Here is an 18018-nt window from a genome sequence, read left to right on the forward strand (position 1 = left end):
GTGATTAGATGAATAAGGTTTTGGCAATCTCGATTTTAGGAATGGGTTTAACTGGTGCCGTTTTAATCATCTCGGTCGCCTTGTTGTTCAAATCTCCAATAGGAATTGTGTTACAGATGGTTACGGCTGCTTCAACATTAGCTTTCGTTATTTTCGCTGTCTCGGCTTTAGTATTTCGTCGGCGATTAGATGCAAAAAGAGAGTAATATATTTATCAAATGAATAAAGCCGTGGTATTAAGGAGTAGTCAACTTTGACTGCTCTTTTTTACTGAGGATGATTTTAAACAAGAGGTAAAAGAATACAATTTTATTTTGTCTAAGCGTTCGAAAATAAATTCCGACTTGTTCCTTCTAATTTCAGTTTATAAAACTGCTTAGTAAATATGTCCTCCAGCTATATCTTTTCATAGAAAAATATATTTAGAAAGTTTATACGAGATACATATTCAGATTAACTCACACTTTTAGTGTTTTAACTATAAAAGGAACTAGTTGTTGCTAAGTAACGATTTAATGTTGCAGGAGAAACCTTTTTACTAGCTTGACGATTATCAATAAACTCAATGAAGTTCGGTATATCTGCTGGCTTTATTTCAAACTCTCCTATTTAGCCATAAATAAAAAACCTTTAAATCTTCTAAATAACCTTTTACAGTATTTGATGATAATCCTTTTTGTTCTAAAATATTTATAAAATCTAAGACCTCTACAATAATCCGTAGCTATTGCTATAATATTTTTACATATATTTGAAATTAAGTACATAAAAAAAGTACAACAAAGGTTCAATAACCAATGTTGTACTTTTTTTAATATTATTTGTCTTCTGCTACGAATGGAAGTAATCCCATGATACGAGATACTTTAATAGCTGAAGTTAATTTACGTTGGTACTTTGCACTTGTGCCAGTTACGCGACGTGGTAAAATTTTACCGCGCTCAGAGATGAATTTTTTTAATAAATCTACATCTTTGTAGTCGATGTGCGTAATATTGTTTGAAGTGAAGTAGCAAACTTTACGGCGTTTGCGGCCTCCGCGACGTGGTGCCATAGTATGTCTCCTCCTTATCTTATTATAATTTTAGAAGCATTAGAATGGAAGATCATCCTCAGATACTTCTATTGGCCCTTTGCTATTCGCAAATGGGTCCTCATCTACACGTGTATAATTCGGCTGATTCATAGGTGGTTGATTTTGCTGATAAGCATCGCCGCCATAGGAACCCTGTCCTGGCATTGCGCCGCCACCAAACTGTTGTTGTGGTTGACCACCGCCATATGACGGTTGGTTATTACCGTAAGTTTGTCCACCACCGTATTGAGGAGCAGGTGCACCGCTACCATTACGGGGTTCTAAAAACTGTACGCTATCTGCCACGACATCTGTTGTGTATACTCGCTTACCGTCTTGTCCTTCATAACTGCCTGTTTGAATACGGCCCTCTACCCCAATTAAACTTCCTTTTCGCATGAAGTTCGCTAGGTTTTCAGCCTGTTTTCGCCATGCAACACAGCTAATGAAATCAGCTTCGCGTTCACCTTGTTGATTTGAGAATGCACGGTTTACAGCAACTGTAAATCTTGTAGACGCAATTCCATTTGGTGTATAACGTAGCTCAGGATCTTTTGTTAGTCTTCCGACTAATACGACACGGTTTATCATCAGAATGCAACCTCCTTTTCAGCGTTTTGTTAAAAATTAATTATTAAGCTTCTTGGCGAACTGCAATGTGGCGAATGATGTCTTCGCTGATGTTAGCAAGACGTGTATATTCGTTGATTGCATCTGAAGAAGCGTTTACTTTTACGATTTGGTAGTAACCTTCGCGGAAGTCTTTAATTTCATAAGCTAAGCGGCGTTTGCCCCACTCTTTTGATTCGATGACTTCTGCACCGTTAGAAGTTAAGATTTCGTTGAAACGTTCAACTAAAGCTTTCTTCGCTTCGTCTTCAATGTTCGGACGTACGATGTACATTAATTCGTATTTTCTCATCTGTTTACACCTCCTTATGGACTTAGGCTCTCCTATTGAAGGGAGCAAGGAGCAAGTAATTAATTATTACTCACATCAATGAATTGTAACATATAGATACATTTCTTTCAAGTCACAAACTAATAATTCATTATATAATGACAGTATAATTGAAAGGAGCGCCTTCATGCTAACTAATAATAAAGAGCCTATTGTTATCGAATTAGATTTAAAGAAATTAATGATCGACAATTTTGTGATCACTAGTGGTCTTGTCATATTATTTACAGCTATTCAATATATTTGCTTTAAAGATTTTCATTTTTCTGTTTGGAACATGGTTAGTGGCACAGCACTGTTCGTGGTGTTGTATATTATTTTTATTATCCTACATGAGGTTTTTCATTTAATTGGCTTTATGTTTTTTGGCAAAGTGCCCTTTAAGGCTTTAAAATACGGCATCAATTTAGAGCTTGGCATTGCCTATGCGACGACTGAACAGCCTCTTTTCAATCATGCTATGAAAAAGGCTCTATTACTGCCATTCTGGACAACCGGCATCCTTCCAACCATTGTTGGGTTTTATCTCAATAGTACGGTTTTGATCCTGATTGGGGCTTTTTTAATAGCAGGAGCAGTAGGTGATTTTGCCATGTATAAAGAATTACGAAAATATCCAAGAGATGCTTTGATACGGGATGATCCCAAATTGCCGAAACTTTATGTCTATCTACCACTGGAAAAGGATAGCTCACTAAAGTAACACTTCATCATTCAAAGAATCTGTAGCGTAGAAATGACTAGCTACAGATTCTAATTTAAGGCGTTAAAAATCCGTGCTGGGCCGCTGTGTATAAATTTCTCCAAATACGATTAATAGTGGATGTTTCTGTAATAGCATCCATACCAAGACTGCGTATTAAATTATTCGCTATCTCTAGGCAAGCTGCAGCAATATCCTTACTCATTTGTGTAAATTGTGATAAGTCCTCTTCGGATAATTGATCACCACGTTGATGTAATTCCCAATATTTAGATAATGTTGTATAGAATTGTTCCTCGTATTGCTTGTAACGTTTCTGCTGTTGCATTAATAAAAACTGAAGGGATCCAATATGCTCAGCCCAGCTTCTATCATGATTTCGTTGCTTCATTAAAACGGTTGCTTCTTCTAAAAAATTCTCTGTTATCCCAAGACAAACACTTAAAAAGGAAGCTTCCGCAAAAGTGGTAAATGGAAAGCTATGTACTGAATCGCCATAATTATTTCTGATTGTACCTAATTGAAAAGTAGCCTCCTGTGGTACCCAAACATTGTTCACACAGATTGTATGACTTGCTGTTGCCTTCAAGCCCATGGCACACCAATCGTTCAAAATTTCAACATCTTGCGGGTTCACTGAGCAGCTAATAATTTTTTCTGTTTTGACACCATTTTCTTCAATATAGCAGTTCATTGTAAATGTTGACGCATAGTTAGAGCCACTACAATACTTCCACTGCCCCGTTATGTAGTAGCCTCCATCTGTTTTTACTGCTATTCCCGTTGGATAACCACTGCCTGCTATGACTGCTTCTTTAGGCATATAGATTTTCTCACAAATATCCTGGTTGAATGTTGGGATAAATGCATTTCCACCTGTACCAATAGTAATTAGCCAGCCGACATTACCATCAAGTGCAGACATTTGCTGAAATACTTTTACACCCTCTACTAAATCTAAATCCTTACCACCTAATTCTTTTGACGTGAACAATTTAAATAATTGTTGCTCATAAATAAAATCTAAGACGTCCTGTGGTAGCATCCCCAGTTGCTCAAACTCTAAACCACGTTCCTTTATTTGCAAAGCATTCATGCGTTAGTCGCCTCCATACGTTAAAAATTCTGATAATGATACAATCGAAAAAGGGCAACCATTTTCGATTGCCCTTGTCAGTTTTTATACATTAAAGCGGAACAGCATAATATCGCCATCTTGTACTTCATATTCTTTACCTTCAAGACGTACTTTACCAGCTTCCTTCGCTGCTGCCTGAGAACCTGCCTCTAATAGATCAGCATAGGCAACTGTTTCTGCCCGAATAAAGCCACGTTCAAAATCCGTATGGATGATACCTGCACATTGTGGCGCCTTCATCCCTTTACGGAATGTCCATGCACGTACCTCTTGTACGCCTGCAGTGAAGTAAGTAGCTAATCCTAATAAATCATAAGAAGTACGGATTAACTGATCTAAGCCTGATTCTTTAATTCCAAGTTCTTCTAAGAACATAGCTTTTTCTTCATCATCAAGCTCAGAAATTTCTTCTTCGATTTTTGCACAAATTGTAATAACTTGAGCACCTTCTGCTGAAGCATACTCACGTACTTTTTTCACATACTCATTATTGTCAGCATCTGCTACTTCATCTTCTGAAACGTTTGCTACATATAGCATTGGTTTAATTGTTAGTAAATGAAGACCTTTAATTATCTTTAGTTCATCATCAGAAAGCTCAGCCGCACGTGCCGGTTTACCGTTTTCTAATTGCTCTTTAATTTTTAGAAGAACTGGCTCTTCCACCATGGCCTCTTTATCTTTTTGTTTTGCCATTTTGCTAACACGTTGTAAACGTTTATCTACAGATTCTAAGTCAGCAAGTGCAAGCTCCAGATTAATAACCTCTATATCATCAATTGGGTCTACTGCACCAGATACGTGCGTAATGTTTTCGTCTACAAAACAACGTACAACCTGACAAATTGCATCTACTTCACGAATATGAGCAAGGAATTTATTCCCTAATCCTTCACCTTTGGAAGCACCTTTTACAATTCCTGCGATATCTGTGAACTCAAATGCAGTTGGTACAGTTTTTTTCGGTACAACTAATTCTGTTAATTTATCTAAACGTGCATCAGGTACTTCAACGATACCAACGTTTGGATCAATCGTTGCGAATGGATAGTTTGCAGCCAATGCGCCCGCTTTTGTAATTGCGTTAAATAATGTTGATTTTCCAACGTTAGGTAAACCAACGATTCCAGCTGTTAATGCCATGAATGGACACAACCTTTCTATACTCAGTTCAAATTTTTTCTCTCATATAACCTTATCTATTATATTGATTCACTCATAAAAAGTCTAATATGCCTGATGTTACGCCTCATTAGCAGAAATTAAAACCTTTTTCATTTTTTTCTCAAAGTCACGGCGTGGAATCATTACACTATGCTGACATCCTTCGCATTTGATACGTACGTCTGCCCCCATACGAATGATTTTCCATTTATTAGTACCACATGGATGTTGTTTTTTCATTTCAACAATATCATTTAAACCAAATTTTTTCGCTTCCATTATTCACTTCTCCCTTCTTCTTTCCCATAGAACATCATTTTTGGATAGGCCATTGGTATATTATTTTCTTCAAAAAGTTTGGTAACATCACGGCGAATACTACGTGCTACTCCATATTGCTGCTGCGGTAATGTTTCAGCAGCTATTCGTATCGTTACCTCTGTCCCTTTAACATTTTGCACACCTAAAAATACTGGCGTCGCTATTAGCTCTTTATGCATTTTTGGTAATGTTTCTAAATACTTATTAATTATTGCCTCTGCTTTTTCAAAATCAGCCTCAGTAGCCATTTGTAAATCTATAAAAATTTTGGAGTTGTTAACAGAATAATTGACGACCTCACCAATTGCACCATTTGGAATGATGAATTGCTCACCTGTAGCACCATTAATTTTCGTTGTACGTAAACCAATTTCTACAACCGTACCTTCTGCTGCGTTAATTTTTATATAATCCCCTACACCAAACTGATCTTCAAAGATAATAAAGAATCCAGTAATAACATCCTTCACTAAACTTTGAGCGCCAAAACCAATTGCTAAACCAACAATCCCTGCACCAGCCAATAAACCTGCTACCTTTATTTCTAAGGAAGAAAGAATACCAATGATTGCAGAGAAATAAACAACATAGGAAATCACACTTTGTAATAATCTTGCAATTGTTCGTTGGCGTCGCTCTGAGTGGTTTAATGGGGAACGCATTCGTATTAAAAACACTTTTTTAATAAATTTTTTACCTAATCTTACTGCAATCCATGATGCTAATAAAATGAGCAATATCTCTAAAGATGCATTAATAACCGATTCCCAAAGGTCCTCAGATGTGAGCTTATCCCAGTATCTCTCCATTAATTTTTTATTCTCTTCCATAATTACCACCTCTTGAATAACTTGCTAAAAATTTGCGTATACTGCATAAAAATTGAGCACTTCTAAAAATAAAAAGAAAGTGAGTTTTTTTATGAATACTATACCAAATTTGTTACTACCTTATTCCCTTCATCACGAGAGTAAAAATGCCGTTTGGCAATTAAGTACATTATTTTTAGAACATATACCGTTTCATCATGAACGACTAATTTTTTGTTGTATTGGCAGTGACCGTTGTACGGGCGATACACTTGGGCCATTAACAGGTAGCTTTTTAAAAAAATCTGTCAGCTTTCCCTATGAAATTGTAGGTTCTTTAGAAGATCCTTTACATGCTCTAAATCTTGATTCTACAATGCAACAGCTACACAATCATACTACAAAACCTTTCATTATTGCGATTGATGCCTGTCTAGGCAGTGAGCAAAATGTTGGTCATATTTCAGTGCAAAGCGGCCCCATCTTCCCTGGCAAGGCTGTAAAAAAAGAATTACCCCCAATCGGAGACATTTCCGTTAAAGGAATCGTCAATATTGGAGGCTTTATGGAAATGCTCGTTTTACAAAATACAAGACTTCATATTTCTTATGCTATGGCTGAAAAACTTTCAAGAGCTTTATTATTGGCTTCCCATCGCTATTCATTGAAAAGTGTAGAAGATAGCCACCATAATACCAACAATGACGATACCTGGCAGCAAGTTAGCAGCTTTGATCTTAGCTAAGCCAGCAATATTTAACCCTATTGCCATAATCATAACACCGCCTACAGCTGTCATTTCTGTAATGTACATTTGTAGTGCAGCATCAGGTATAAAGGAACTGATAACGCCTGCAAAAAGTGCGATTAATCCCTGATAAACAAAAACAGGTACGGCGGATAGCAATACACCAATGCCTAAAGTGGATGCTAGAATAATGGATGTAAACCCATCTATTAATCCTTTTGTAATTAATACATTATGATCATTACAAAGACCACTATCGAGTGCACCGATTACAGCCATTGACCCAACAACAAAAATTAAGGAGGCAGTGACAAAGCCCTCTGCTATGCTAATTTGATTTTGGTCATTTCGTTTTGTACGAAATAAACTCTCTACCCATTTCCCTAGACGATTCATTTGTCTATCTAAATCTAACCACTCACCTATTACAGTACCTACTACTAAACTTACTACTAATATAATAAAATTATCACTTTCAAAGCCCATTTTTATCCCTAATAATGTGACTGCTAAGCCAATAATAGATAGTACAGTAGATTTCATAGATTCAGGAATATTTTTAAAAATGCGCCCTACTAATGCACCTGCTACTATTAGCACAGCATTAATCAATGCCCCTAGTAATACCACACTTAAGCCTTCCTTCTCTCTAAAAAATAGAGAGCGCCTGTTTGCTTGGCGCTCTGATTAAGTTATAGAAATGTATTTTATTCTTCCTGTAAATTTAGTATTTCTAAAATACGTTCTAAATCATCTTCAGAATAAAATTCAATTTCAATTTTCCCCTTATTATTTGTTTTTTTGATTTGAACATTTGTTCCAAAGTAGTCTCGTAATTGGGATTCCTTGGCTGATACAAATATATCTTTCTTCTTTGGTGGAATTGTTTCACGTGAAACTTCTTCATTTAAGTTTTGTACTAGCATTTCAACTTGACGTACATTCAACCCTAAATTAATGACCTTATTAGCCACTTCTGAGATTCTTCTTTTATTTTTCAGGCCAAGTAATGCTCGTCCTTGCCCCATCGATAAGGTACCATCATTCATAAATTTACGTACATCTTCTGGTAAAGCAAGCAACCGAACATGATTAGCGATATGTGGTCTACTTTTCCCTAACCGTTTCGATAATTCTTCTTGAGTTAAATGTAAGTTTTCCATTAGACTCTGATAGGCTTCCGCTTCTTCAATAACGGTTAAATCCTCACGTTGAAGATTTTCTAAAATAGCTAACTCCATCATTTGTGCATCTGATAGCTCTTTTATGATGACAGGAATAACCTCTAATTCAGCTAACAGACATGCTCTATAACGACGTTCCCCTGCAACAATTTCAAATTTGCGCCCTTTTTTGCGCACAGCAATTGGCTGCAAAATACCATGTTCTTTAATCGAATCTGCTAACTCTTGTAAACTTTCTTCATCAAAAATTTTACGAGGTTGAAAGGGGTTCGCCACAATTAAATCTAATTGAATTTCTTCCACTTGACCACTTTGTTCTAAAGACTCTCCTGGAAATAGTGCACCAATACCCTTTCCTAAACCTTTAGCCATTTTTAATCACTTCCCTCGCCATCTCCAAATAAACTTCTGCACCTCTCGATTTTGCGTCATAAGTAATGATTGGTTGACCATGACTTGGTGCCTCACTTAATCGCACATTACGAGGAATGATCGTCTTGTATACTTTATCTTGGAAATATTTTTTTACTTCATCAATAACTTGCAAGCCTAAGTTTGTACGTGCATCTAGCATTGTTAATAGAACGCCATCAATATAGAGCTGCTGATTTAAATGCTTTTGAACAAGGCGAACAGTTGAGAGCAATTGACTTAGCCCTTCCAACGCATAATATTCGCATTGTACAGGGATAATGAGCGCATCTGAAGCTGTTAAAGCATTAATAGTTAAAAGCCCTAAAGATGGAGGACAGTCAATAATTATATAATCGAAATCTTCTTTCACATTTTGCAGTGCATGTTTTAAACGCACTTCTCTTGAAATAGTCGAAACCAATTCAATTTCTGCACCTGCAAGTGAGATGGTTGCTGGCACGATTGATAAATTCTCTACGTTTGTTTTTTGAATGACATTTTCAACATCTTCATCATCAATAAGCACATCATAAATACAAGCTTGTATTTCTCCTTTATTAATACCAAGTCCACTTGTTGTATTCCCCTGAGGATCGGTATCAATTAATAGCACTTTCTTACCTAAATATGCTAGGCAAGCGCTCAAATTGACCGAAGTTGTTGTTTTACCTACGCCACCCTTTTGATTGGCGATTGCTATAATTCTACCCATTTAAAAGCACCTGCTTTCATCTATCAAACTTAACTTTGACAAATCATTTGTAAAATCACTATTTAATACGCTATCTAACTTTCATTCTATCAAAAAAATTGAAGAGAGTTGTATAAAATATTAAGAATATATACAAAAAAGGAGATATCTCATTTATTTTTCTGAGATATCTCCTCTGTTCAGTATTGGACAGAACAATATATTACTTTTTTAAAATAATTTATTGCACCTTTTTCTTTTTAGGTATCTTCACTGTAATTTGATAGTATTCCTCTGTATCTTCTTCTTCTGTTTTTACTGTAATACCACTTTTCGTTACCATTGTTAGTGATTGTTTAATGGTATTTAAAGCAATGCGCACATCTTTACTTATAGCCTTACGTTTTGGTTTTGCTTTCTTTGGTACTGTTTCTTCTGGCTCGTCTGTGACTGGGTTTAATCTGGCTTGAATTTGCTCCTCTAACTGACGTACATTCCATTCATTATCAATCGATAGCTGTAAAATTTCTAATTGTAATGGTTGATCCTTAATAGCAATTAATGCACGTGCGTGTCGTTCAGATATTTTACGCTTCAAAATGGCTTGCTGCACTTCATCCGGCAGCCTTAATAAACGCAATTTATTGGCTACAGTGGATTGTCCTTTTCCAAGTCTTTGGGCCAGAGCTTCTTGTGTTAGCTCATGAAGCTCTAATAATTTTTGATAGGCTACCGCTTCTTCAATTGCGGTTAACTCCTCACGCTGTAAGTTCTCTATTAGCGCAATAGAAGCTGTTTCCTTATCAGTTAAATTACGTACAATAGCAGGGACCTCTGTCCATTGTAGCTTTTTCATCGCTCGGTAACGGCGCTCACCGGCAATGATTTCATATTGATTTTCTGATGTTTTACGTACAACAATTGGCTGAATCACACCATGTGTATGAATGGTTCTTGATAATTCTTCAATTTTTTCATCATCAAAAATAGTACGTGGCTGAAAACGGTTAGGTACAATTTGATCAATAGGCAACTTTATGACTTCTTCCGCTGCATGAACCGCCTCTGCTTGTTCTACTTCATTTTTCACAATAGGCTCCGTTTTACTCCCGCCTCCAAAAAAACGTGAAAAAGGACTTTTCATCCAAGTGGCACCACCTTTAAGTAACTATCTTGCTAAGTGTCATTCTATTATTATTTATTATATTTCATCAAATGTATATAGTTCATAGATGTCTTTTGCGTGAACCATCCATAACTAGTATGTATGCTCAAAATAGAAAAAATATTTTCTACTTTGAGAAGTTTCACATGAAACACTAATTATTGAATTGGTGTTTTATTTGGTACACCTGGCTTACGCGGGTATTTTTTCGGTGTTCCTTTTATTTTATCAAATATATATAAAGTGCGGTCACTTTCTTCAACAGGTAGCTTGAAAGAAAATTCTTCTCTCAGTTTAACACCTAATGTTATTAAAGCTTTTTTAGCATCCTTTAATTCCTCTGCTCCTGCTGCAGCCTTTAAAGCAACAAAATAACCATCTTGCTTTGCTAAAGGTACGCATAGCTCAGATAACACTGATAAACGAGCTACAGCGCGTGCTGTTACCACATCAAATTGTTCACGATATTTTGTATTTTGACCAAACTCTTCTGCTCGTGCATGTACAAAATGCATATTCTCTAATTGTAGCTCATCACTTAAATGATTTAAAAATGTAATTCGTTTATTTAAGGAGTCGACAATTGTGACATGTAAATGCGGGAAACAGATTTTAATAGGGATACTAGGGAAACCAGCACCTGCTCCAACATCACAAACAGTAATTACTTTTGAAAAATCAAAATAAAATGAAGCACTGATCGAATCGAAGAAATGCTTTAAATAAACGCCTTCTAAATCTGTAATAGCGGTTAAATTCATTTTTTCATTCCACTCGACAAGTAATTCAAAATATTTTTTAAATTGAGCGATCTGCTTATCCGAAAGTTCGATGCCTTTCTCTTTCAGAGCCTCAATAAATTGTTGTTCGTTCATGTAAAGTCTCCTTTATCGATCTTACTATACTACTTCACTCAGCAGTATAACCTTAAAAATAGGAAGCGGGCACAATGGTATGCCCGCCCCTTATTCACTTTACGTTGTTGATTAGCTGCTTACTTTCGCAATTTTACCTTGTTCAATATAAACAAGCAGAATGGAAATATCAGCTGGGTTAACACCCGAAATACGAGAAGCTTGTGCAATAGAAAGTGGTATAACTTGTTTTAACTTTTGACGTGCTTCTGTTGCTAAACCTGAAATCGCATCGTAATCAATATTCTCAGGAATTTTTTTGTTTTCCATTTTGTGTAGCTTCTCTACCTGTTGCAATGCTTTTTCGATATAGCCTTCATATTTAAGCTGAATTTCAATTTGTTCTTTTACTTCATCCGTAAACTCTATTTCTGCAGGAATTAAAGATGCGATTAACTCATAATGCATTTCAGTACGTTTTAATAAATCTGCGCCACGAATACCATCCTTTAATTCACTACCGCCAACAGAACGAATAACAGATTGGGTTGCTTCATTTGGCTTAATAATGATTTCACGAAGACGTGCAATTTCAGTTTCAATCAGTTCCTTTTTCTCAATGAACTTTGTATATCTTTCTTGTGGAATCATGCCCATTTTGTAAGCCAGCTCTATTAAACGTAAATCGGCATTATCGTGACGTAACAATAGACGATACTCTGCACGGGATGTTAATAAACGATATGGCTCATTTGTCCCTTTTGTCACCAAGTCATCGATCAAAACGCCAATATAGGCATCAGAGCGACTTAAAATTAACTCCTCTTTACCAAGTACATTAGCAGCAGCATTCATTCCCGCCATTAAGCCTTGTGCGGCTGCTTCTTCATAACCAGATGTACCGTTAATTTGACCAGCTGTATATAAGCCTTTAATGCGTTTTGTTTCTAATGTCGGCCATAATTGGGTTGGCACAATTGAATCGTATTCAATGGCATAACCAGCGCGCATCATTTCCGCATTTTCTAAGCCAGGAATAGATTTTAGTAAACGTGTTTGGACATGTTCTGGTAAGCTTGTTGACAAACCTTGAACATACACCTCACGCGTATTACGGCCTTCTGGCTCTAAGAAAATTTGGTGTCGAGGCTTATCATTAAAACGCACAACTTTATCCTCAATAGACGGGCAATAACGTGGCCCTGTCCCTTTAATCATTCCTGAATACATCGGTGAAAGATGTAAATTTGCTTCAATAATTTCATGCGTTTCAGGGCTTGTATAGGTTAACCAGCAAGGTAGCTGGTCCATAATGAACTCAGTTGTTTCAAAACTAAATGCACGTGGAACGTCATCCCCTGGTTGAATCTCTGTTTTGTCATAATCAATTGTACGATTATTTACACGTGGTGGAGTACCTGTTTTGAAACGAACTAGGTCAAAGCCAAGCTCTTTTAAATTATCGGCTAAGCGAATCGAAGGTTGTTGGTTATTAGGACCGCTTGAATACTTCATATCACCAATAATGATTTCACCGCGTAAGAAAGTACCTGTTGTCACAACGACTGTTTTAGCACGATAAACGGCACCAATTTGTGTAATGACTCCTTTAACTTCCCCATCTTCAATAATCAGCTCTTCAACCATTCCTTGATGGATTGTTAAGTTTTCAGTTTCCTCCAACACACGTTTCATCTCTTGTTGGTACAAAACTTTATCCGCTTGTGCGCGCAATGCACGTACTGCTGGACCTTTCCCTGTATTTAACATTCTCATTTGTATATGTGTTTTATCGATAACTTTCCCCATGACGCCACCTAAAGCGTCAATTTCACGTACGACGATTCCTTTGGCAGGGCCACCAATAGATGGATTACATGGCATAAATGCAATCATATCTAAATTGATTGTTAGCATTAATGTGCTAGCGCCCATTTTAGCCGCAGCGTGTGCAGCTTCTGAACCTGCATGACCTGCGCCAATTACAATAACATCAAACGTGCCTGCCTCATATTTTGTTGGCATGCTCGTATCTTCCTTTCTCTTATCAATTTATTTTCCTAAGCAGAACTGTGAAAATAGCTGATTAATTAGGCTTTCTTGTACAGTGTCACCAATGATTTCACCAAGTATTTCCCATGTTCTTGTTACATCGATTTGTACCATATCAACTGGTACACCTTCCTGTGCAGCTGCTATTGCATCTTCAACCGTTGCCTGTGCTTGGTGCAGAAGTGCAATATGTCTTGCATTTGAAACATATGTTAAATCGCCCGCTTCGATTTGTCCTTCAAAGAATAAAGCAGCAATGGCTTCTTCTAGCTCTGTAATGCCTTCTTCCTGTAACAAGGAAGTCGTTACAATACGATGCTCATCAGCTAATTCTTCGACACGTGCTAAATCAATTTTTTGCGGTAAATCTGTTTTATTGACAATAACGATGTAATCCATCGCTTCAATTGTTTTGAATAGACGCTCATCCTCAGCAGTTAATTCATCTGCGTAGTTTAATACAAACAAAATTAAATCTGCTCCACGAAGAGCTTCTCGAGAACGTTCTACTCCAATTCGTTCAACAATATCTTCTGTCTCCCGAATACCTGCCGTATCCACTAAACGAAGTGGAACACCGCGTACATTGACATACTCTTCTATAATATCACGAGTAGTCCCTGCAATATCTGTCACTATGGCCTTATTTTCTTGTACTAAGCTATTTAAAAGAGAAGACTTCCCTACATTTGGACGACCTAAAATAACAGTTGATAAGCCCTCGCGTAAAATTTTTCCTTGAGAAGATGTTTGCAGAAGTTTACTAATTTCATTTCTTACCCATGTACATTTTTCTACTAATACAGGTACTGTCATTTCTTCTACATCATCATACTCCGGATAATCTATATTAACCTCTACTTGTGCCAATGTCTCTAGTAAAGCTTGGCGTAAATCACCAATAAGTCTCGATAATTTTCCATCCATTTGACCCAAAGCAACATTCATCGCACGATCTGTTTTAGCTCTTATCAGATCCATAACCGCTTCAGCCTGAGATAAATCAATACGTCCATTTAAAAACGCTCGTTTTGTGAATTCGCCAGGCTCAGCTAATCTTGCTCCATTCGTTAACGCAAGTTGCAATACACGATTCACTGAAACTAGTCCACCGTGACAATTTATTTCAACTACATCCTCACGTGTAAATGTTTTTGGTCCACGCATCAGTGATAGCATTACTTCCTCTACTACCTCACTTGTTTTAGGATCAACTAAATGACCATAATGAATGGTGTGCGAATCTTTCGTTGTTAAACTTTTCCCACCAGGTGATTTGAATATTTTATCTGCAATTGTCACTGCCTCGTCCCCACTTAAACGAACGATAGCTATGGCACCTTCACCCATAGGTGTGGATATCGCAGCAATTGTATCGAACTCCATTTAATGACCTCCTCAACGTTATCCACATGTGGATAATCGAAACCGACCAATACTTACTAACACCTTAGACTAACATATTTTCAACAAAATCTAAAGTAAGGATCATTTCCAAATGTGGATAATATCAATTTTTTAGGTTATCTTATTTTCGACAAAAATCACTATTCTTTGCCTCACTAAAAAAGGTCATTTTATCACGAAGATAAAATGACCTTTCAATATATAGTGTCTGTATGTTTACAGCAGCAGACTAATTATTATTTACTGGTTCAATCACTAAATAACGATTAGGCTCTGTGCCTTCTGAGTACGTTTCAAGATCTAGACGATTTGCTAATTGATTATGAATTATTTTTCGCTCGTAAGACGGCATTGGTTCAAATGCCACACGTTGATTTAAGCGTAATGCTTTATCCGCCATTCGATCTGCAAGTAATTCTAAAGCTTCTTGTCGACGTTCGCGATAGTTTTCTACATCCAATTTCACCATTAAAAACTGCTTAGCGCTTTTATTCAATACGAGTTGCGTCAATTGCTGTAAGGAATTTAGTGTTTGACCACGTTTTCCTATAAGCAGTGCAGCTTTCTCACTTTTTAGTTGAAATAATACATATTTCCCCTCGCGAGTCGTAGCAATATCAAGATCATCAATAGCCAACTGTTCAGCAATACTTTGTAAATAAGCTTTTGCCTCTTCAATTGGGTTTGCCGTGTCTTCTTCCTCATTTTGCTCTTTTACGATTTGTTGAACTTCTTCGATTTCACTTGGTTGTTCAGAAACTTGTGAACTTATTGTTTCAACATCATCTACTACTAATGGTTCGTCTAATTTAGTCGCATTTTGCGGTTCGGCTTTGTCACTTTCAATTGTCGGAACCTGAACTTCCTTTACTGTTACACGTACCTCTGCAGAACGTGCACCAAAACCTAAAAATCCTTTTTTACCTTCTTGTAAAACTTCAACATCTACTTGTTCACGGGTTTTGCCAAGTTTCTGTAACGCCAATGAGATCGCTTCTTGTGTTGTTGCGCCTATTTGCGTAAGTTGTTTCACTTTTTAGCCCCTCCATTTTGAGCAGGTTGTGTTTTATCTTTATTCCAAGGTTTATAAATATACAGGTTTTGGAAAATCGAAATAATATTCCCGATTACCCAATATAGTGATAATGCAGCTGGTAAGGCCATACCAAAACCAATGATCATGAATGGCATAATATACATCATGATTTTCATTTGAGGATTATCCATTGCTGGTCCTGTACGTAATACGATAAATTGCATTAAACCTGCCGTAATTGCTAATGCAGGTGCAGGATCTGCTAACGGGAAGATAAAGAAATTTCCTAAATCAAATGTAGATGTAGCATTCATACGACTAATTGCATGATAGAAACCAATTAAAATTGGCATTTGAATGATTACTGGTAAACACCCTGCTAGTGGGTTTACTCCAGATTCACTCATTAGCTTCATCATTTCTTGCTGATATTGTTGTTGTGTCTGAGCATCCTTAGAAGCATACTTCTTCTGCAGTTCCTTCAATTTTGGTTGAATTTCTTGCATCTTTTTAGAGCTCTTTGTTTGTTTAATCATCAAAGGTAAAATTGCTAAACGAATAATAATCGTTACGGCAATGATCCCCCATGCATACGTACCGAGCAAATCAGCAAAGTATTTTATCGCTGATACCAACGGCCAAACAATGAATTCATTCCAGAAGCCTGTGCTGTCTTTTGAAATTGGTTCATTGAATTCTGTACAACCAGAAAGTAGTAAGGCTACTGATACTAGTGACAAAATTACCCAATGTTGTTTTTTCAACCTTCTTCCCCCTACAATTACTATTCACTTTTTCTTCATTCTATATGCATTTCTTCATTCACTGGCAGTTTCCTACCTCAAGATCTGCCAGCTACTTTATCATGATTTAGCCAGCGTTTGGGACGTCCTCAATAAAGATAAAGTTATCAGTTATTTTATCACGCCTATAACGTTCACTCTACTAAATATTCTAACTACATATACTTATTCCTAAGTTATGTTGCGAATTTTACATATTTTTTTATGAAATCGCACGCTACAAATACCCCTACGCGTATATTCCTCTATTTATAATTGTATGCAAAACCGCTCTATTTCTACTCCATTACTAACAGTACAGGCGTATTTTCACCACTTGCTTGCATACATTACACTTTCTTCATTACCTTTGCGATTTGTAGTACATGCTGCAAACTTTGTTTCACTTCATGAAAATCCATAGTGGCCGCCGGATGTCTGGCGATAATAACATAATCCATATTCGGCTTTAAATCATCCTTTAATTCTTGAATACTTTGTCGAATATAGCGTTTTATTTTGTTGCGTGTTACCGCATTTCCAAGCTTTTTACTAACCGATAAACCTACACGAAATTCTGTTTGCCCTTCTTTTGCTAAAAAATAAACAACAAACTGACGATTAGCGAAAGATTTACCTTTTTTAAACACCTTTTGAAAATCATCATTTTTTTTCACTCTTTGGCGTTTTTTCATTTCTTTCACCTGCTATTAGATAATATCTTTTGATCCTCATTTCTAGGTTTACCAAAAATAAAGAAAAAAAAGACCACTGATGTGGCTCAGTGGACTTATTTTATGCTGATAAAACTTTTCTTCCTTTACGACGACGAGCAGCAAGAACTTTGCGACCGTTTTTCGTGCTCATACGTGCGCGGAAACCGTGAACTTTGCTGTGCTTACGTTTCTTTGGTTGGTAAGTACGTTTCATTTATATAGACACCTCCTGATATGAGTTGAATTTTTCAACATACAGACTCGAATATTATATAAAGTTTCTAGTTATTTTGTCAATGTATTTCATAAATTTCTTTTAACCAGCTAATCTATGTATCAAAATCAATCTATTGCATCTTTACTAATTCAAAGATTATTTATTGCATGAACATAAAATATTTATCCACAGAGTACTTGTTTTTTTTACACAGAGTTGTGTATAGTATTTTTTGCATTATTTTTTATCCACAACGATTATCTACAGCTTTTTCACATACGCAGTGCTTGTGGACAACTCTAAAGTGCATAACTACAAGCTATGTGGATAAGTTTCATAAACTATTGAAATAGCTTTGTTTTTCTGATACGATTACTGTGCTTCACTTTGTTGAAAACTGAAATGAACATTTTAATTATCCACAACTGTTAATATGCTGTGGATAATTTTTATCACAGCCTTTGGTTAACTTTTATCCACAGCTTGTGATTATGTGGACGAGTTGTAATATGAACGTATTTACCATTTCTATAAATGCGATTTTTTTTTATGTATTGAACACTGTAAAGGAGATTAGCAGC

21 protein-coding genes are annotated in these 18018 nt (G+C 36.4%); 3 read left to right on the forward strand and 18 right to left on the reverse strand.

Going from position 1 to position 18018, the window contains the following annotated elements; all coding sequences use genetic code 11:
* The first annotated feature begins 8 nt into the window (after positions 1-8).
* Positions 9-206, forward strand: a complete 198-nt coding sequence (locus MKY46_RS23570; RefSeq protein ID WP_036119346.1) for a hypothetical protein — start codon at positions 9-11, stop codon at positions 204-206.
* Positions 207-817: 611 nt separating this feature from the next.
* On the opposite strand, the gene rpsR is transcribed toward MKY46_RS23570, so the two are convergent.
* Genes rpsR through rpsF form a run of 3 tightly spaced genes read right to left on the reverse strand, consistent with a single transcriptional unit; the run spans position 818 to position 1997 of the window.
* On the reverse strand, positions 818-1054 hold the full coding sequence (gene rpsR, locus MKY46_RS23575; RefSeq protein ID WP_004233359.1) for a 30S ribosomal protein S18: 237 nt from the start codon (positions 1052-1054) through the stop codon (positions 818-820).
* Between the two features lie 39 nt (positions 1055-1093).
* On the reverse strand, positions 1094-1666 hold the full coding sequence (gene ssb / locus MKY46_RS23580; protein ID WP_058844074.1) for a single-stranded DNA-binding protein: 573 nt from the start codon (positions 1664-1666) through the stop codon (positions 1094-1096).
* Between the two features lie 43 nt (positions 1667-1709).
* Positions 1710-1997: a 30S ribosomal protein S6 gene (rpsF, locus tag MKY46_RS23585; protein WP_036119511.1), complete on the reverse strand. Its 288-nt coding sequence runs from the start codon at positions 1995-1997 to the stop codon at positions 1710-1712.
* A 166-nt stretch (positions 1998-2163) separates the two neighbouring features.
* Here rpsF and MKY46_RS23590 point away from each other — a divergent pair, with 166 nt between their 5' ends.
* On the forward strand, positions 2164-2739 hold the full coding sequence (locus MKY46_RS23590; protein ID WP_036119514.1) for a DUF3267 domain-containing protein: 576 nt from the start codon (positions 2164-2166) through the stop codon (positions 2737-2739).
* A gap of 55 nt (positions 2740-2794) precedes the next feature.
* Here the strand turns inward: MKY46_RS23590 and MKY46_RS23595 are convergent, their stop codons facing one another.
* From MKY46_RS23595 to MKY46_RS23610, 4 genes are all read right to left on the reverse strand, one after another.
* On the reverse strand, positions 2795-3835 hold the full coding sequence (locus MKY46_RS23595; protein ID WP_340835610.1) for an acyl-CoA dehydrogenase: 1041 nt from the start codon (positions 3833-3835) through the stop codon (positions 2795-2797).
* Positions 3836-3919: 84 nt separating this feature from the next.
* On the reverse strand, positions 3920-5020 hold the full coding sequence (ychF, locus tag MKY46_RS23600) for a redox-regulated ATPase YchF (RefSeq protein ID WP_101966853.1): 1101 nt from the start codon (positions 5018-5020) through the stop codon (positions 3920-3922).
* 99 nt (positions 5021-5119) lie between these two features.
* The gene (locus MKY46_RS23605) at positions 5120-5320 is read right to left on the reverse strand and encodes a DUF951 domain-containing protein (RefSeq protein WP_036119522.1); all 201 of its coding nucleotides are present in this window, start codon (positions 5318-5320) and stop codon (positions 5120-5122) included.
* Positions 5320-6192 carry a mechanosensitive ion channel family protein gene (locus MKY46_RS23610; RefSeq protein WP_036119525.1) on the reverse strand — a complete coding sequence of 291 codons (873 nt, stop codon included), beginning with the start codon at positions 6190-6192 and terminating at the stop codon, positions 5320-5322. The genes MKY46_RS23605 and MKY46_RS23610 overlap by 1 nt, the downstream gene beginning before the upstream one ends.
* A gap of 91 nt (positions 6193-6283) precedes the next feature.
* Here MKY46_RS23610 and yyaC point away from each other — a divergent pair, with 91 nt between their 5' ends.
* Positions 6284-6916 (forward strand): spore protease YyaC, encoded by a 633-nt coding sequence (yyaC, locus tag MKY46_RS23615; RefSeq protein WP_036119529.1) that lies wholly within the window; start codon positions 6284-6286, stop codon positions 6914-6916.
* Here the strand turns inward: yyaC and MKY46_RS23620 are convergent.
* From MKY46_RS23620 to rpmH, 11 genes are all read right to left on the reverse strand, one after another.
* The gene (locus tag MKY46_RS23620; protein WP_340835613.1) at positions 6833-7549 is read right to left on the reverse strand and encodes a DUF554 domain-containing protein; all 717 of its coding nucleotides are present in this window, start codon (positions 7547-7549) and stop codon (positions 6833-6835) included. The genes yyaC and MKY46_RS23620 overlap by 84 nt on opposite strands.
* Positions 7550-7626: 77 nt before the next feature.
* The gene (locus MKY46_RS23625; RefSeq protein WP_036119535.1) at positions 7627-8475 is read right to left on the reverse strand and encodes a ParB/RepB/Spo0J family partition protein; all 849 of its coding nucleotides are present in this window, start codon (positions 8473-8475) and stop codon (positions 7627-7629) included.
* Complete coding sequence (locus MKY46_RS23630; protein ID WP_036119537.1) at positions 8468-9229, reverse strand: ParA family protein; 762 nt, start codon at positions 9227-9229, stop codon at positions 8468-8470. The genes MKY46_RS23625 and MKY46_RS23630 overlap by 8 nt, the downstream gene beginning before the upstream one ends.
* A gap of 220 nt (positions 9230-9449) precedes the next feature.
* The gene (gene noc, locus MKY46_RS23635) at positions 9450-10352 is read right to left on the reverse strand and encodes a nucleoid occlusion protein (protein ID WP_340835614.1); all 903 of its coding nucleotides are present in this window, start codon (positions 10350-10352) and stop codon (positions 9450-9452) included.
* A gap of 179 nt (positions 10353-10531) precedes the next feature.
* On the reverse strand, positions 10532-11248 hold the full coding sequence (rsmG, locus tag MKY46_RS23640; RefSeq protein WP_036119543.1) for a 16S rRNA (guanine(527)-N(7))-methyltransferase RsmG: 717 nt from the start codon (positions 11246-11248) through the stop codon (positions 10532-10534).
* A 111-nt stretch (positions 11249-11359) separates the two neighbouring features.
* Complete coding sequence (mnmG, locus tag MKY46_RS23645) at positions 11360-13252, reverse strand: tRNA uridine-5-carboxymethylaminomethyl(34) synthesis enzyme MnmG (RefSeq protein WP_036119546.1); 1893 nt, start codon at positions 13250-13252, stop codon at positions 11360-11362.
* Positions 13253-13279: 27 nt separating this feature from the next.
* Positions 13280-14665 (reverse strand): tRNA uridine-5-carboxymethylaminomethyl(34) synthesis GTPase MnmE, encoded by a 1386-nt coding sequence (mnmE, locus tag MKY46_RS23650; protein WP_036119549.1) that lies wholly within the window; start codon positions 14663-14665, stop codon positions 13280-13282.
* Between the two features lie 250 nt (positions 14666-14915).
* Complete coding sequence (jag, locus tag MKY46_RS23655; protein WP_058844070.1) at positions 14916-15719, reverse strand: RNA-binding cell elongation regulator Jag/EloR; 804 nt, start codon at positions 15717-15719, stop codon at positions 14916-14918.
* On the reverse strand, positions 15716-16486 hold the full coding sequence (gene yidC / locus MKY46_RS23660) for a membrane protein insertase YidC (RefSeq protein ID WP_025115704.1): 771 nt from the start codon (positions 16484-16486) through the stop codon (positions 15716-15718). The genes jag and yidC overlap by 4 nt, the downstream gene beginning before the upstream one ends.
* Positions 16487-16854: 368 nt before the next feature.
* Positions 16855-17199, reverse strand: coding sequence for a ribonuclease P protein component (gene rnpA, locus MKY46_RS23665; protein WP_036119559.1), 345 nt, complete (start codon positions 17197-17199; stop codon positions 16855-16857).
* Positions 17200-17299: 100 nt separating this feature from the next.
* The gene (gene rpmH, locus MKY46_RS23670; RefSeq protein WP_004233310.1) at positions 17300-17434 is read right to left on the reverse strand and encodes a 50S ribosomal protein L34; all 135 of its coding nucleotides are present in this window, start codon (positions 17432-17434) and stop codon (positions 17300-17302) included.
* Positions 17435-18018: the final 584 nt, after the last annotated feature.

This window comes from Lysinibacillus sp. FSL M8-0355 (assembly GCF_038008985.1).
In the GTDB taxonomy this organism is placed as follows: domain Bacteria; phylum Bacillota; class Bacilli; order Bacillales_A; family Planococcaceae; genus Lysinibacillus; species Lysinibacillus fusiformis_D.